The sequence below is a fragment of the Caulobacter sp. GW456-12-1-14-TSB4 genome, assembly GCF_059424195.1.
Genome location: NZ_JBWKZF010000032.1, coordinates 46740 through 61819 on the forward strand (window position 1 = coordinate 46740; position 15080 = coordinate 61819).

The window sequence follows — 15080 nt, forward strand, 5'->3', positions numbered from 1 at the left end:
CTACGACGTGACTTCAAGGTCACCCCGCGAACGGCCGCTCCATAAGTACGATCATGGTTTTGCGCACGAGTCTTGCTCCAAAGCTACGAAAGGGGTGATGACATGCGCCAGCTGGAGCGTCAAGGCGCGCTTTGCCGCAAGGTTGTGCCTTTTTGGGCGGTGTGACCTTACCGGAGTTTCACGTGACAGGGGCAGGTTTTCCCCCGCACGGTCGCGCTCCTGGAATGACGGGGTGCATCAGTGTTCGGACGGCGTGAATTTCTGGCGGGCGCGACGGCGCTCGGCCTAGTCGAAAAGGCCGGGGCCAGCGTACTTTCCGGCGGCGCGGCGGACCGTGCGGTGGACGCCTTCCTGAAGGTCCAGCCGTTCCAGGGCGTGGTGCTGATCGGCCGGGCCGGCAAGCCGATCTATTCGCGGACGGTCGGGTTCGCCGACATCGAGGCCAAGAAGCCGGCCACGCTGGACACGCCCTATGTCATCGCCTCGATCTCCAAATGGCTGACCTCGACGGCGCTGTTGAAGTTGGCCGAGGCGGGCAAGGTCGAGCTCGACGCGCCGATCACCCGTTACCTGCCCGACTACCGCGCCGACACCGGCGCCAAGGTCAAGTTGCGCCACCTGATGACCAACATCAGCGGCGTGCCGAACGGCTTCGCCACCTGGACCAAGGCCAATCCCGATCCGGACCTGTTCAAGAAGACCTTCACGACGGCCGAGGCGGTGAAGCTGTGGTGCTCGGGCGACCTGATCTTCGAGCCGGGGACGAAGTTCGACTATGTCCTGACCAATTGGGTGATCATCACCGCGATCATCGAGACAGTGACCGGCAAGCCCTACGCCCAGGCGATGGCCGAGCTGCTCATCGGCCCGCTGGGCCTGACCCGCACAACGCCGGCCGATCCGGCGGATATCGCCATCTCGTACCGCACGCTGGAGCCGCTTGCGCGGGGAGACAACCAGCGTTTCCCGTTCTTCGCGGCCAGCGGCGGCTATGTCAGCACGGCGGGTGACCTGTTGAAGGCCGCGCACGCGGTGCTCGATGGCGGGTTCCTGCCGCCGGCCCGCAAGAAAGAGCTGCTGACCGTCGGCTGGCCCGATCAGGAGTACGCCCTGGGCGGCCGGGTGAAGACCCTGTTCGCCGACGGCATCCCGCGCGTCTTCGCCTGGGAGACGGGGCGGGCGGCCGGCTATCGCTCGGTGCTGGGCCACCGCTTCGACGACCAGACCACCGTCGTGCTGCTGAACAATACGAGCATCACCCAGAAGGCCATGGACGAGTTCGCCTACAGCCTGTTCGGGACGGTCTAGGCGTCGAGTTCGTCCAGGGTCTTGGCCAGGAAGCCGAGCGCGGCGGCGGCGAACGCTTGCATGTTGGCGGTGCGCTGGTCGCTGCCGGTCTCAAGCGTGGTGCTGACCGACACCTCTTCACCGACCACGGCGAAGCAGCAGTGACCGGGCGCATCGCCATAGCGGTTGCCGTCCGGGCCGGCCGCGCCGGTCTCCGACAGCGCCCAGGTCGCCTTCAGGTTCTTGCGAGCCACGCGGGCCAGCATCACCGCGTAGGGCTCGCTGGCGGAGCGCAGGCCGTCCATGGCCTTCTGCGGGATGTCCATCAGGGTGAGACGGGCGCGGGCCGTGTAGACGACCGCGCCGCCGACATAGAACTTCGACGCGCCCGGCACGGCCAGCAGCGCCGCCGAGATCAGGCCGCCGGCCGAGGACTCGGCGATGGCGATGGTCTCGCCGCGCGCGGTCAGGCTGGCGGCGACGCGTTCGGCGAGGGCGTGGAGATCGGACATCATGCTTCTTTCGTAAGGACCATCACGGCGCGCTGACGCGCTCCCAGTCCGGTGTCTGGTTGCGGAACCAGGTCAGTTGGCGCTTGGCGTAGCGGCGGGTTTCCTGGCGGGCGGCCTCGAGGGCCTGGTCCAGGGTGGTCTCGCCACGCAGGTGGGCGGCGAACTCGCGGTAGCCGACGGCCTTGAGAGCGGGGAGGGACGGATCCAGGCCTCGCGCCTCCATGGCCGCCACCTCGTCCAGGGCGCCTTGCTCGACCATCACCGACAGGCGGGCGTCGCAGCGGGCATAGAGCTCGGCGCGTGGCGGATCGAGCACGCGGCCTTCCCAGGTCCCGGGCTTCAGCGTGGGCTTGGTGTCGGTCTGCCACGAGGTGAGGGACTTGCCGGTGGCCACGGCCACGGCGTGAGCGCGGACCAGACGCTGGCGGTCGCCGATCTCGATGCGCGCCTCGGCCTCGGGGTCGAGCGGGCGCAGGATTTCGCGGAACTCCGGCTCGCCTCGGGCGGCGTAGAGCAGGCCGGAAATCTCGCGCTGGGTCTCGGGCACCGGCGGCACGTCGGCCAGGCCGTGGGTGAGGGCGCGAAAATAGAGGCCGGTGCCGCCGACCACGATGACCGGATTGCCCCGCGCCTCGATCTCGGCGATCGCCTGGGTCGCGGCTTCCAGCCACTTGCCGACCGACCAGCCTTGGGCCGCGTCGGCCACTTCGAACAGATGATGCGGGGCCTTGGCGCGCTCCACGGGCGAGGGGCCGGCGGTCAGCACGCGCAGGCCGGCATAGATCTGCATGGAGTCGGCGTTGACGATCTCCGCGCCCGTCCACTCGGCCAATTGCAGCGCATGAGCGGACTTGCCGCTTGCGGTCGGGCCCGCGATCAGCCAGATGCGGGGCGCGATGTCCGAACTCTCCACCATTCCGACCGTCCTCACCGTCGTGGGGGCTGACCCCGACGCATATGCACAAGCCGTTTCGCGCGTCGAAGCCAGGCTGTCCAGCCGTCGCGAGGACTTGGGGCCGCTGGCCGCCGACTTCTTCGTCGAAGGCGGTGACCTGGAGGCGCTGAAGGCCGACCTGGCGGACCTGCCGGTCGACTTCGCGATCCAGTCGGCCGAGAACCGCAGGAAGCGCCTGCTGATCGCCGACATGGACTCCACGATCATCAACGTCGAGTGCCTGGATGAGCTGGCCGACTTCGCCGGCGTCAAGGAACAGGTCTCCGAGATCACCGAGCGCGCCATGCGCGGCGAGCTGGCCTTCGAGGGGGCCCTGCGCGAGCGGGTCGGCATGCTGAAGGGTCTGGGCGTCGAGGCGCTGCAGAGCTGCTACGACCAGCGGGTCCGGCTCAACCCGGGCGCGGAAATCCTGGTCCGCACCATGGCCCAGCACGGCGCGCGCTGCGCCCTGGTCTCGGGCGGCTTCACCTTCTTCACCAGCCGGGTGGCGCAGGCGGCGGGTTTCCACCTGAACCGCGCCAACACCCTGATCGAGCTGGACGGCGCCCTGACGGGCGAAGTCGGCGATCCGATCCTGGGTAAGGAAGCCAAGCTGGCCGCGCTCAACGAAGAGACGGCGGACCTGGGCGTGACCCGGGCCGAGGCTCTCGCCGTGGGCGACGGGGCCAACGATCTGGCGATGATCGAGGCCGCCGGCCTGGGCGTCGCCTACCGCGCCAAGCCCATCGTCGCGGCCCAGGCGCACGCCAAGGTCGACCACACCGACCTGACGACCTTGCTCTACTTCCAGGGTTACAAGACCGAGGAGTTCTACAAGTGAGCTTTCCCCGCCGCGTAGAGGCCGTCGTGTTCGACATGGACGGCCTGCTGCTGGACACCGAGATCGTCTATCGCGCCGCCATGATCGAGGCGGGCGAGGTCTTCGGGGTCCACTTCACCGGCGAGACCTACGCGGCGATGGTCGGCAAGACGACGCCCGAATGCGGCGTGATGCTGCGCGAACTCTATGGCGACGACTTCCCGGTTCAGGCCTATTTCGAGCGCGTCTGGGCCGATGTCGAGGATCTGCTGGCGGCCGAGACCAAGCTGAAGGCGGGGGTCATCGAGATCCTCGACTATCTGGACGACCTGGGCCTGCCGCGCGGCATCGCCACCTCGAACGGCATGGTCGCGGTCGAGAAGTATCTGGGGCGCTTCGACCTGCTGCACCGGTTCAACGCGGTGGTCGCCCACCAGGACGTCACCAAGCACAAGCCGAACCCGGATCCCTATCTGCTGGCGGCCGAGCGCCTCGGCGTCGATCCGGCCCACTGCCTGGCGCTGGAGGACAGCCACCCCGGTGTCCGGGCCGCCCACGCGGCCGGCATGATGACGATCATGGTCCCCGACATCCTCGATCCGAACGAGGAGATGCACGACAAGTGCGTGCACATCGCCGACAGCCTGCACCACGTGCTGGACCTGCTGAAGGCCTCGGTGGAAGAGGTCGCGGCTTAGCGCCCCCTCCGTCACGTCGCCTATCGGCGCCGCGCCACCTCCCCCGCAAGCGGGGCAGGAGGAAAGACCTTCTCCTCCCCTGCGAAGCGGGGGAGGTGGATCGCTGCGGATACGCAGCGAGACGGTGGGGGCGCTCTAGGCCTGCAATCGCGCCGGGGCCTCCGCCGGCAGCTCGATCGACCATTCGCCCAGGAAGTCGACCAGCTTGTCCAAGCCCATCGGCTTGGCGACGTGGTAGCCCTGGGCCAGGTCGCAGCCCATCAGCTGCAGAGCGGCCAGGCCTTCGCGGGTCTCGACGCCCTCGGCGGTGACCTTCATGCCCAGGCTATGGGCCAGGTCGACCGTGGATTTGACCAGCAGGGCGTCCTTGCCGCCGGACTCCAGGCTCATGACGAAGGCCTTGTCGATCTTCAGCTCGTCGGCGCGGATCTGCTTCAGATAGGCCAGGGACGACAGGCCTGAGCCGTAGTCGTCGATCGACACCGGGATGCCGGCCTCGGCCAGGCGGTCCAGCACCGACAGGGCCACGTCAGGATTGCCGATCACGGCGGTCTCGGTGATCTCGAAGCACAGGCGCGCCCCGGCCGCCGTGACCTCGGCGATGGCGTGCTCGGCAAAGCCGCAGTCGTCGATCAGGCGGCCCGAGACATTGACCGACATCAGCACGTCGTGACCGGCGGCGCGCAGGCGGGCCTGGTCCTCGATCGCCTGGGTCAGGACATAGTCGGTGAGGGCGCGGATGTGGCCGGTCTCCTCGGCCATGCCGACGAACAGGTCCGGACGGATGAAGCCGCGCGTGGGGTGGTTCCAGCGGGCCAGGGCCTCGACGCCGGTGATCGCGCCGGTGCGCAGATCAAGCTTCGGCTGGTGGTTCAGATAGAGTTCGCCCTTGCGGACGGCCTCGAGCATCTCGCTCATCAGCGACAGATTGGCCGACGGGTCGCCATAGGCGGCGGCGTCGAAGGCCATGAACTTGCGGTGGCTGGCGCGGGACTGGTCCAGGGCGATCAGGGCGCGCTCGATCAGGCGGGCGGCGTCCAGCTCGCCCTGCGTCGTGGCGGCCAGGCCCTGGGTGATGTGGACGTCGACCAGCTCGCCGCCGACCGCGATCGGGGCTTCCAGGCCGGGCAGAGCGTCCTCGACCAGCTCCAGCACGTGGTCGAGGCTGTTGGAGGCCGAGACGACGCAGAGGATCGAGGTGGTCAGGCGCGACACCAGCACACCGGGCGCGATCTCGAAAATCCGCTGGCCCAGCTTGGCGACCAGCTCGGTGGCCAGCTCATAGCCGATGGCGGCTCGAACCTGAGGAAAGCGGTCGAAGCCGATGGCGGCGATCACCACCTGCTCGCCGGGGCCGATGGCGGCCAGGCGCATCTCGATGGCGCGCTCCAGGGCGCGGCGGTTGGGCAGGCCGGTCTCGCCGTCATGCAGCGCCTGGCGGATCATCTCCGCCTCGCGCTCGCGGATTTCGCTGGCCATCAGGTTGAAGCTCTCGGCCAGGCGGCCGATCTCGTCGCGGGTCGTGACCTCCACGGTGACCTCCTCGCCGCGCTGCAAGCGGCGGGCGGCGACGTCCAGGGCGGTGATCGGCTTGGCCAGGCCGCGCGACAGGGCCCAGCTGGCGGCGGCGACCAGGGCCGCGCCCAGCAGGCCGGCGATGATCACGGCGGCCATCAGCGGCTGATAGGGGGCCATGGCCTGGGCCATGGGATAGCGCAGCACCAGGGCCGCGCCGGTGGTGCGATCCAGGGCCTTGATCGGCTTGACCAGCACCAGGCTGTCGGCCCCGCCGCGCAGCAGGGTCGGCGCCAGCAGCTTGTCGTGCATGGCCTTGCCGACGAAGTCGGCGAGCGGCTTGTTGACCGGACCCGCATCGGCCGAGACCCAGGCATCGCCGCGCTGGTCGAAGACCTGGGCGTCCAGGCCGATGGCCGACAGCTTTTCCAGACCCCGCATTTCGGGCTCGTCCAGTCGGGCGGCGAAGACGATCCAGCCCGTCAGGGTAGGCGACAGGATCGGGGCCGAGATCAGCTGATAGGGCTTGCCGTCGATCGTGAACACGCCTTGCGCGCCGTCCTCGGCGTCCAGGGCGCTCCACAGCTTCTCGAGGTTCAGGCGGGCTGGGTCCATGCCGACGACATCGCCGTCGATGCCGACGGTGAAGGCCAGGTCCAGGCCCAGGCGCTGACGCAGGTTGGCGACGGCCGACTCGACGGTCGGGCGGTCATGGGTGGCGACGGCGGCGCGGAAGCCGAAGTCGCGCGACAACAGTTCGGCGCCGTCGTGCAGGCGCTGGGTGCGCAGCGCCCAGACGCGGTCGAACACGGTGCCCGACGCGGCCAGTTCCTCGCGGACGGCGCGCTGGGCGTTGCTGGCGATCGCCACATAGACCGTCACCGCCACCACGCTCAGCGCCAGGGCGAAGAGCCCGGCGTAGAGGACGGTCAGCTTGGTCTGCAGGCGCTGGAACATCGCGGCGGCCTAGTGTCCGGCCGGGGCGCGAAGGTCCACGGCGACCTGCTCGCGGGCGGCGCCGGCGCCGACGCTGGTCGTGGCCAGGGCCTTCTCGTTCTTCATGGCCCGCATGTAGGGGTGCCAGACGCTGGCCTTGATCGCGCCGGCCGGGACGTCCTGGATCGTCACCACGCCGTTGGCGTCGGTCTTGCCGGCGTACTGGGTGTCAACCACGCGGATGAAGCCGACCATCTGGTCGTGGATGTTGCAGCCGATGGCCGCCACGCCGACCGTGCTCATCTTGGCGGTGCGGTTCTCTTCGTGGCCGAACAGCTTGATCTCGAACTTGTTGCCCGCCGAGAACGAATAGACGTGGTGGCGAACCTTATCGAGGTTCGGGAAGCCCACGTCCGCGCCGACCGGGACCACCAGCATGAACGGGTTGAATTGGATGTTCTGCTGCGCCACGCGATAGGGCCAGGGGAACTTGATCGGTCCTTTGGTCGGCTGGCCGTTCGGATAGACCATGACCACGGCGTCGGGCACGGGCTTGCCGTCGGACCCGCGCACGGTGACGGTGAAATCACCCGCCATAGCCGGTCCAGCCCAGAGCGCGGCCATCAGAAGTAGAGCAGCGTGTCTCATGAGATTTCTCCTAGCCTCTGCGGCATGAAATGCGCGTTAACGCCCAAGCTGGGGTGCGACGTTCGGTCCGGAACCAGATTTGGGTTTCTGAACTACTTCGCAACGCTCCGTAAAAGCTTTGCCTGCAAGGGTCCGCGCGCCGAGACGTGAGCCGTCTCCGGGTCTGGAGGGGGTAATGAAGCGACTTAAGATGCTGATGCTGGCCACGGCTGCAATGGTTTGCGGTCTGGCGTCGACCGCCACGGCGGGCGAGATCGAGACCGGCGGCAAGCTGCTGCTCACCCATGGCGTCAGCGCGGTCGAGGGCGGCGCTGGCGGTGGTCTCTCGACCTGGGCGGTGATCGCCGGCGACGAGACCGATCACGGCGTTGGCGGCGAAGTCCACGGGACCTATGTCGATGTCAAGGATTACAAGCTGCGCGCCTTCGGCGGCGCCGTCGGCTGGCATGACCGGGTCGAGCTGTCGGCCACGCGCCAGGAGTTCGACACCGGCGCGACGGGCGCAAAACTGGGCCTCGGCAAGGGTTTCACCTTCAAGCAGACGGTGCTGGGCGCCAAGGTCCGTGTCCTGGGCGACGCGGTCTATACCCAGGACAGCTGGGTCCCGCAGGTAAGCGTCGGGGCGCAGTACAAGGACAACAGCCAGGACGCCATCGTCCGCGCCGTCGGCGCCAAGAACGACAAGGGCGTCGACTACTATGTCGCCGCCACCAAGCTGCTGCTGAACCAGTCGCTGGTGCTGAACGGCACGGTGCGGATGACCAAGGCCAACCAGACGGGCCTGCTGGGCTTCGGCGGCGTCAACGGCGGCTACAAGCCGCAGTTCGAGGGCTCGGCCGGCTATCTGCTCAGCAAGCGTCTGGTTGTCGGGGCCGAGTACCGCACCAAGCCCAGCAACCTGGCCTTCGCCAAGGAAGACGACTGGATGGACCTGTTCGCGGCCTATGCCGTCAACAAGCACCTGTCGGTCACCGCCGCCTATGTCGACCTCGGCGACATCGCCACGTTCAAGAACCAGCGCGGTTTCTACCTGTCGCTGCAAGCCGGCTTCTAAGGGGATCGCACCGATGCAAAAGACCTTCGTGCTGGCCGCCGTCGCGGCCCTGACCCTGGCCGGTTCGGCCTTTGCCCAGGACACGGTCCCGGCGGGCGAGAAGCCGGTGGACCCGTACACGCAGTCGCCGGCCAACGCCGCCGCCACGCCGCTGGCCGATCCGGCGACCTTCCAGGCCTTCCACGGCAAGGAGGGCCTGGTCCGTATCGCCGCCGACCTGGTCGATCGCAGCATCGCCGATCCCCGCATCAAGGACATCTTCGCCACCACCGACGTGCCGCGCCTGAAGCGGACCCTGGCCGAGCAGTTCTGCTACGTGCTGGGCGGCGGCTGCGTCTACACCGGCCGCGACATGGCCGCCGTCCACAAGGACATGGGCGTCACCAATCGCGACTTCAATGCGCTGGTCGAGAACCTGCAGTGGGCGATGGACAAGGAGGGCGTGCCGTTCGCCGTCCAGGGCAAGCTGCTGGCCAAGCTGGCCCCGATGCAGCGCAAGGTGGTCGAGCGCTAAGCGCCGTCACGGACTTGTAAAAGCAGGCGGTCACGCGGATATGAGGCCCTCCTGACTGGAGGCCTCGCCCGTGACCGCTACCCTCGACGACGCCCGCGTGGCGCTGGACCGCATCGCCGACCCGGCGAGCGGGCAGGGGCTGGTCGCCGCCGGCCTGGTGCAGGGCCTCGTCGTCCGCAACGGCCGCGCCGGCTTCATGCTGGAAGTGCCGGCTGCCCAAGCCGCTGCCTACGCCCCGATCCGCGACGCCGCCGAGAAGGCCTTGGCCGCTCTGCCCGGCGTCGAGCAGGCTCAGGTCGTGCTGACCGCCCAGGCCGCCGAGGGCGCGACCCGGGTCCGCAAGGGCGCCAAGATCTCCGAAGATCCGCAAGCTCGCGTGGTCCCGCCGCCGGAGGCCGAGAAGCCCGCCCACGTCCGCCACGTCATCGCCGTGGCCTCGGGCAAGGGCGGGGTGGGCAAGTCCACCGTCTCGACCAATCTGGCCGTCGCCTTCGCGAAGATGGGCCTGCGGGTCGGCCTGCTGGACGCCGACATCTACGGCCCCTCGGCTCCCAAGATGATGGGCGTCGATGGCGATCCCTCGTTCGAGAACGAGAAGCTGCAGCCTCTGGAAGCCCATGGCGTCAAGCTGATGTCGATCGGCTTCATCGTCGACGAGGGCAAGGCGATGATCTGGCGAGGACCGATGGCGTCTTCGGCCGTCCGCCAGATGATCCACGACGTGGCCTGGGGCTCGGAAGCCGCGCCCTTGGACGTGCTGGTCGTCGACCTGCCGCCCGGCACCGGCGACGTGCAGCTGACCCTGGTGCAGAAGCTGCGGATCGATGGGGCGGTGCTGGTGACCACGCCGCAGGAGATCGCCCTGATCGACGCCCGTCGCGCGGCCTCGATGTTCCAGAAGACCGCCACCCCGATCCTGGGCCTGATCGAGAACATGGCCTTCTTCCCCGATCCCTCGACCGGCGCGCCGATCCCGATCTTCGGCGAAGGCGGCGGCGTGGCCGAGGCCGAGCGCCTGGGCGTGCCGCTGCTGGGCCGTGTGCCGATCGAGATCGCCGTCCGCCTCGGCGGCGACCAGGGCGTCCCGGCGGTGATCTCCGAGCCCAAGGGGCAGGCGGCGGAGGTCTTCGTCGCGGCGGCCAAGACCCTCTGGCAAACCGTTCAGCCGTAACGAAAAGCCCGCCCGGATCGCTCCGGGCGGGCTTCTCATTTCAACGCTGCGTCAGCCTTAGAAGCTGAAGCGGGCGCCCGTCGAGATCACGACGGCCGAGCCCGTCACGTCGCCGTTGAGGCGCACGGTCGAGCTGGTGGCGGTCACGTCGGTGCGGTTGATCTGGCTGTCCTTGAAGCTGATGTAGCTGATCGCGGCGTCCAGCTTGATGTTGTCGGTCGCGGCCCAGGTGGCGCCGGTGGCGTACATCATGCGGTCGCCGTCCGGCACGCGGGCGGTGCGGCCGACGTCCGGCGTCGGGGTCGGGTCGTACTGGACGCCGGCCCGCAGGGTCAGGCGCGGCGAGGCCTGGTAGTCGACGCCGGCGGCGTAGGTGGTGACGTTCTTGTAGTCCTGGGCGCTGGTCGAGGCGCCGCCCGGGAAGCTGACGCGGATGGCGTCGAACTCTTTCCAGCCCACGCGGCTGACCGAGGCGTTCAGGGTCCACTGGTCGTTCACCGCCCAGCGGGCGCCGACATTGGCGATCCAGGGCAGGGTGATCTTGGCCTGGCCATCGACCGAGAAGTTGTTGGCGGCCGGGATCGGGGCCAGCAGGCCGGCGACGGTCACGGTGCCGTCCAGCTTCTGGTCGATCTTCGAACGATAGCTGGCGCCGATGGTCAGGGCTTTGCTCGGGTGGATCTGGGCGCCGACCGTGTAGCCATAGGCCCAGCCATTGCCCTTCAGGGCCTGCGAGCCATCGGGCTGCAGCGGCGAGATGTTCGGCAGGGCGTTGGTCAGCTTGGCGTCGGCGTAGAGCGCGGTGACGCCCACGCCCAGGTCGATCAAGTCGTTGACGCGATAGGCGACGACGCCGTCGACATTGACCGTGCGCAGCTGCGACTTCAGGGCGTCGTAACGCGTCCAGCTGTTGGTGTTGTACTCGGTGGTGAAGTTGTACGGCGCGGCGACCGAGATGCCGAAGGCCAGCTTGTCGTTGATGCGGAACGCGGCGCCCGCGTTCGGCACGATGCCGTCATTGATCGGATCGAAAGCGGTGTTGTCGCCGCCCACCGGCGTGGTCAGGCCGGCCGGCGGGACCGGGCGGGTGATGGTCGAGCCGTTGTTGGTGACCTTCGAATCCACCTGGATCATGTTCAGGCCGATATAGCCTTCGTTCTTCTCGATGCCGGCGATCGAGGCGGGGTTCCACCACAGGCTGCCGACGCCCTTGTCGGCGACTTCGCCCGAATAGGCGCGGCCGGTGCCGCGCACCGATTGTTCCTGCAGATAGAAGGCCGAAGCAGAGGCCTGGGAAGCGGCGGCGAGCGCCAGCAGAGCGACGCCGGCGGCGAGGCTGGTACGCGAGAGAGACATGATGACTAGCGACCTTCTTGGGGAGGAAGAGGCTCGCGAGCACCTTACGGGGCTCGAGGAGCGCCGCCTTTAACGTATCTGCTCAAATAGCGTTGCTATAAATTGTCCAAAACAGCAATTTTGTCGGTTTTGTTAAAGACGCGGGGCCGTAAAGGCCCCGCATCAATCGTTGTTCTGTCAAAACGGGCCCAATTCTGACCCGTTACCTAAGGTCAACCGCCTGCCATCTTGCGGAAGAACTTCTGACCTTGCTCGCCGCCGTTGAAGTAGGCCTTCTGGCCGTCCTCGGCGGTGATCTTGTCCCAGCTGTCGCGGACCTCTTCGGCCGACAGGCCGTCCTCGCCCAGATAGACGCCCTCGGTCTCGTAGATGCGCGACAGGGCGAAGGCGCCGGCGCCGGCGGTCAGGATCGCGCCGGTCGGGGCCTCGTCCGAGCACAGGTAGACCACGCCCGGCGTGACATATTCCGGGGCCAGCTTGGCCAGCACTTCCGGCGGCATCAGGCCTTCGGTCATGCGCGTGGCGGCGACCGGGCTGATGGCGTTGATCTTCACGTCGTTCTTGGCGCCCTCCAGCTTGAGGGTGTTCATCAGGCCCAGCACCGCCATCTTGGCCGCGCCGTAGTTGCTCTGGCCGAAGTTGCCGTACATGCCCGACGACGAGGTGGTGACGACGATGCGGCCGTAGTTCTGGGCCTTCATGATGTCCCAGACCGCCTTGATCGGCTTGAAGGTGCCGAACACGTGCACTTGCATGACCAGCTCGAAGTCGGCCAGCTCCATCTTGGTCAGGGTCTTGTCGCGCAGGATGCCGGCGTTGGCGACCAGGATGTCGATGCGGCCCCACTTGTCCATGGCCGTCTGGACCATGTTGGCGACGCCCGCGTCATCGGTCACCGAGGCGCCGTGGGCGATGGCTTCGCCGCCGAAGGCCTCGATCTCGGCCACCACCTTCTGGGCCGCCTCGGACGAGCCGCCCGAGCCGTCGACGCTGCCGCCCAGGTCGTTGACCACGACCTTGGCGCCGCGACGGGCCAGTTCCAGAGCGTGCTGTCGGCCCAGGCCGCCACCGGCGCCCGTCACGATCGCCACCTTGCCGTCGAAGCGGATGTCCGTCATGCCCGTCGTCTCCTCAAACGCGTGTTTGGTTTGGCCGTGTTGTGCGGCGCGGGAGAGGGGGCGTCAAGGGCGCGCGCTCTCGACTTCACGCGGCCAAATCCGCTGAAGGCATGAAAGGGAAGCGGAGCGCCCGGGCGACGCCCGGAGGGTTGGAGAGTGATTACCGTTTCGACGAAGCCTGAGCGCTCCGCGTAGCCGTTATCCGGTGAGCCCTCGACGCGCGGGGTCTTAACCCGCTTCCGAAGGAGGCCCCCGACGGGCGGGCCGGGGCGACGACCCCGGTCCCGGAACGCCCGGGCGATTTCAGCCCGAGCCTGCTGCTCTCATCGACCCGACATCCCACGTCGTTTCTGTGTTCCAGGGCCGACCGCCGCCAGAGGGATGCAGTTGCGGCCGAAACCGCGCCGACGAGCGCTACCCGCTCGACCACCCCTGACAGCCGTCACGATCGCCGGCCGGACGTCCCTTCCAAGCTATCAGGTGCAATCAGTATGAGGGCGGGTTTGAGCGCGGATCATTCAGGGACGCGTAAAATCGACAAGTGGTTGATTTCGCTGGATTCGCGATCGCCAATTCCGAGCATCCAGCCGCGCCAATCCCCGTGAACGGCGCCAGGCGTGTCGCGTCGAGCTTGACGTGAAAACGATCTACAACATATTGTGCAATATATTGTAGAAATGGATCGACGATGCTCTCTCGCCTTCTTGTCCCGCTTTTGACCCTCGCCACCCTGGCGCCCGCGCCGGTCTTCGCTGACACCCTCGACCGCCAGGCGCAGCAGGAGGTTGTCGCCCACCTCAAGACGGCGCTGCAGCAGAATTACATCTTCCCCGATCGCATCCCCGCCATCGCCGCCGAGCTGGACAAACGGGTCCAGGCCGCGCCGATCGACGGCGAGCAGTTCGCGACCAGCCTGGGGCAGGGTTTGCTCAAGGCGAGCGACGACCTGCACTTCTCGGTGGCTTTCGATCCTGAAGAAGTCGCCGCCGCCCGGCGGATGAAAGCCACGGGCGAGACGACGACCCAGGCCCAGCGCGACAGCGAGCGGGCGGCCAATTTCGGCTATCGCGACGCCCGGCGGCTGGACGGCGGCCTGGCCTATATCCGGTTCGACTTCTTCGCCGACCCGCAATACGCCCAGGACATCGCCGCGGGGGCCATGCGCTTCGCCGAGGGCGCCAAGGGGCTGATCTTCGACCTCCGCTACAACAATGGCGGCGTGCTGGAGATGGCGCAGTTCCTGATGAGCTACCTCTATCCGGCGGGGAAAGAGCAGAAGTTCTTCGACTACTATTACAAGGAGAACGGGGTCCGCGTTGAGCGCAGCCAGTGGAGCTTGGCCGCCGTGCCGGGCCAGCGGTCGGGGACGATCCCCGTCGTGGTGCTGACCGGCTCGACCTCGTTCTCGTCGGCCGAATGGATGACGTTCGCGCTGCAACGGCTGGGCCGCGCGATCGTGATCGGCGAGCGCACCGCCGGCGGCGCGCATCCCGTCACCCGCGTGCCGATCGACGACCGGTTCATGCTGCAGACGCCGTTCGGTCAAATCCGCGATCCGGTCGGCGGCAAGGATTTCGAGGGCGTCGGCGTGACCCCCGACCTGGCCGTACCGGCCTCGGACGCTTTGTTGGCAGCCCAGAAGTTCCTGCTACAGGCCCGAGCGACGGCGGGTGACGCGGACGCCAAATGGGCCCTGGTCCCCGTCGAGGCCGCGCTCTCGGGCCAGGCGTTGAGCGCCAAGGACCTGGACGACGCGGTCGGGGCGTATGAAGGCCGGACCCTCGTTCGGACCGCCAACGGCCTGGCCTATCACTGGCGCGATCGCCTCGTCGTCGCCCTGGACCCGATCGGCAAGGACCTGTTCGCGGTGCAGGGGACGGAGGATTACCGGTTCCATCTGGTGCGCGAGAATGGTGTTGTGCGCGGCCTTGAGCGCGTGTGGAAGTCTGGACGGACCAACACCTATCGTCGCCTGAACTAGAGGACCGTCGGGCGAATGACCGAATTGAGCCGCACCTTCCTGGGCCGCCTGAGCGAGCAGCTGAGCGACCTGATCGAGCAGCAGTCGGCCGAGGTGTTCAAGCGCGCCGGCCTTGTCCTGCCGGTCAAGTCCGCGTCCCTGCTCAGCGCCATCGCGACGCTGGGGCCGGTGTCGGTGTCCGACCTCGTGCGCGCCCTGAACCGCTCGCACCAACTGATCCAGCAGAAGATGCCCAAGCTGGTGACCCTGGACCTGGTCACCCGCCGCCCCGATCCCGCCGACCAGCGCGCGATCCTGGTGGAGATTACGGAGAAGGGGCGGGAACAGCTGGCTTTGCTGGATCGCCTGGCTCCTGAGTTCGAGCGGGCCTATGCGGAGATCGAGGCGGATGCTGGGCCGGTGTTCGACGCCATAGACCGCGCGATCCAGGCGCTGAAAGCCCGACCGCTGATCGAGCGGATTGGGGGCTGACGTCTCCTCCCCCTCTGGGGGAGGTGGCCCGGAGGGCCGGAGGGGGCAGCTCGGCCTCTACGGAG

15 protein-coding genes are annotated in these 15080 nt (G+C 67.9%); 8 read left to right on the forward strand and 7 right to left on the reverse strand.

Features of this window, described 5'->3' with window-relative positions:
* Nucleotides 1-19: 19 nt before the first annotated feature.
* Complete coding sequence (locus tag AC07YH_RS22565; RefSeq protein ID WP_024265762.1) at nt 20-67, reverse strand: hypothetical protein; 48 nt, start codon at nt 65-67, stop codon at nt 20-22.
* A 173-nt stretch (nt 68-240) separates the two neighbouring features.
* On the opposite strand from AC07YH_RS22565, the gene AC07YH_RS22570 reads away from it, so the two are divergent.
* The gene (locus tag AC07YH_RS22570) at nt 241-1308 is read left to right on the forward strand and encodes a serine hydrolase domain-containing protein (protein WP_494749162.1); all 1068 of its coding nucleotides are present in this window, start codon (nt 241-243) and stop codon (nt 1306-1308) included.
* Here AC07YH_RS22570 and AC07YH_RS22575 read toward each other — a convergent pair.
* Both AC07YH_RS22575 and miaA read right to left on the reverse strand, forming a co-directional pair.
* Nucleotides 1305-1799 (reverse strand): CinA family protein, encoded by a 495-nt coding sequence (locus AC07YH_RS22575; protein ID WP_494749163.1) that lies wholly within the window; start codon nt 1797-1799, stop codon nt 1305-1307. The two genes, AC07YH_RS22570 and AC07YH_RS22575, sit on opposite strands and share 4 nt — an antisense overlap.
* A gap of 22 nt (nt 1800-1821) precedes the next feature.
* Entirely contained in the window at nt 1822-2715 is an 894-nt protein-coding gene (gene miaA, locus AC07YH_RS22580) for a tRNA (adenosine(37)-N6)-dimethylallyltransferase MiaA (RefSeq protein ID WP_494749164.1), read from the reverse strand.
* Between miaA and serB the strand changes: the two genes are divergently transcribed.
* Together serB and AC07YH_RS22590 are read left to right on the forward strand one after the other, a co-directional pair.
* Complete coding sequence (gene serB, locus AC07YH_RS22585) at nt 2696-3574, forward strand: phosphoserine phosphatase SerB (RefSeq protein WP_494749165.1); 879 nt, start codon at nt 2696-2698, stop codon at nt 3572-3574. The genes miaA and serB overlap by 20 nt on opposite strands.
* Nucleotides 3571-4251, forward strand: coding sequence for an HAD family hydrolase (locus AC07YH_RS22590; RefSeq protein ID WP_494749166.1), 681 nt, complete (start codon nt 3571-3573; stop codon nt 4249-4251). Before serB ends, AC07YH_RS22590 begins: the two co-directional genes overlap by 4 nt.
* Nucleotides 4252-4386: 135 nt before the next feature.
* On the opposite strand, the gene AC07YH_RS22595 is transcribed toward AC07YH_RS22590, so the two are convergent.
* Entirely contained in the window at nt 4387-6723 is a 2337-nt protein-coding gene (locus tag AC07YH_RS22595; protein ID WP_494749167.1) for a putative bifunctional diguanylate cyclase/phosphodiesterase, read from the reverse strand.
* A 9-nt stretch (nt 6724-6732) separates the two neighbouring features.
* Nucleotides 6733-7350 (reverse strand): cupredoxin domain-containing protein, encoded by a 618-nt coding sequence (locus AC07YH_RS22600; protein ID WP_494749168.1) that lies wholly within the window; start codon nt 7348-7350, stop codon nt 6733-6735.
* Between the two features lie 175 nt (nt 7351-7525).
* On the opposite strand from AC07YH_RS22600, the gene AC07YH_RS22605 reads away from it, so the two are divergent.
* The 3 genes from AC07YH_RS22605 (at nt 7526) to AC07YH_RS22615 (ending at nt 10089) form a co-directional block, all read left to right on the forward strand.
* A complete protein-coding gene (locus AC07YH_RS22605) occupies nt 7526-8404 on the forward strand; it encodes a DUF3034 family protein (protein ID WP_494749169.1) in 879 nt (292 codons plus the stop codon).
* A gap of 13 nt (nt 8405-8417) precedes the next feature.
* Nucleotides 8418-8918, forward strand: coding sequence for a group I truncated hemoglobin (locus tag AC07YH_RS22610; RefSeq protein WP_494749170.1), 501 nt, complete (start codon nt 8418-8420; stop codon nt 8916-8918).
* A 70-nt stretch (nt 8919-8988) separates the two neighbouring features.
* Nucleotides 8989-10089, forward strand: coding sequence for an Mrp/NBP35 family ATP-binding protein (locus AC07YH_RS22615; protein ID WP_494749171.1), 1101 nt, complete (start codon nt 8989-8991; stop codon nt 10087-10089).
* 57 nt (nt 10090-10146) lie between these two features.
* On the opposite strand, the gene AC07YH_RS22620 is transcribed toward AC07YH_RS22615, so the two are convergent.
* Nucleotides 10147-11445 (reverse strand): outer membrane protein transport protein, encoded by a 1299-nt coding sequence (locus AC07YH_RS22620; RefSeq protein WP_494749172.1) that lies wholly within the window; start codon nt 11443-11445, stop codon nt 10147-10149.
* Between the two features lie 212 nt (nt 11446-11657).
* Nucleotides 11658-12563: an SDR family NAD(P)-dependent oxidoreductase gene (locus tag AC07YH_RS22625; RefSeq protein ID WP_494749173.1), complete on the reverse strand. Its 906-nt coding sequence runs from the start codon at nt 12561-12563 to the stop codon at nt 11658-11660.
* A 688-nt stretch (nt 12564-13251) separates the two neighbouring features.
* Between AC07YH_RS22625 and AC07YH_RS22630 the strand changes: the two genes are divergently transcribed.
* Together AC07YH_RS22630 and AC07YH_RS22635 are read left to right on the forward strand one after the other, a co-directional pair.
* Entirely contained in the window at nt 13252-14544 is a 1293-nt protein-coding gene (locus AC07YH_RS22630) for a S41 family peptidase (RefSeq protein ID WP_494749174.1), read from the forward strand.
* A gap of 15 nt (nt 14545-14559) precedes the next feature.
* The gene (locus AC07YH_RS22635; protein ID WP_494749175.1) at nt 14560-15015 is read left to right on the forward strand and encodes a MarR family winged helix-turn-helix transcriptional regulator; all 456 of its coding nucleotides are present in this window, start codon (nt 14560-14562) and stop codon (nt 15013-15015) included.
* The last annotated feature ends 65 nt before the right edge of the window (nt 15016-15080 follow it).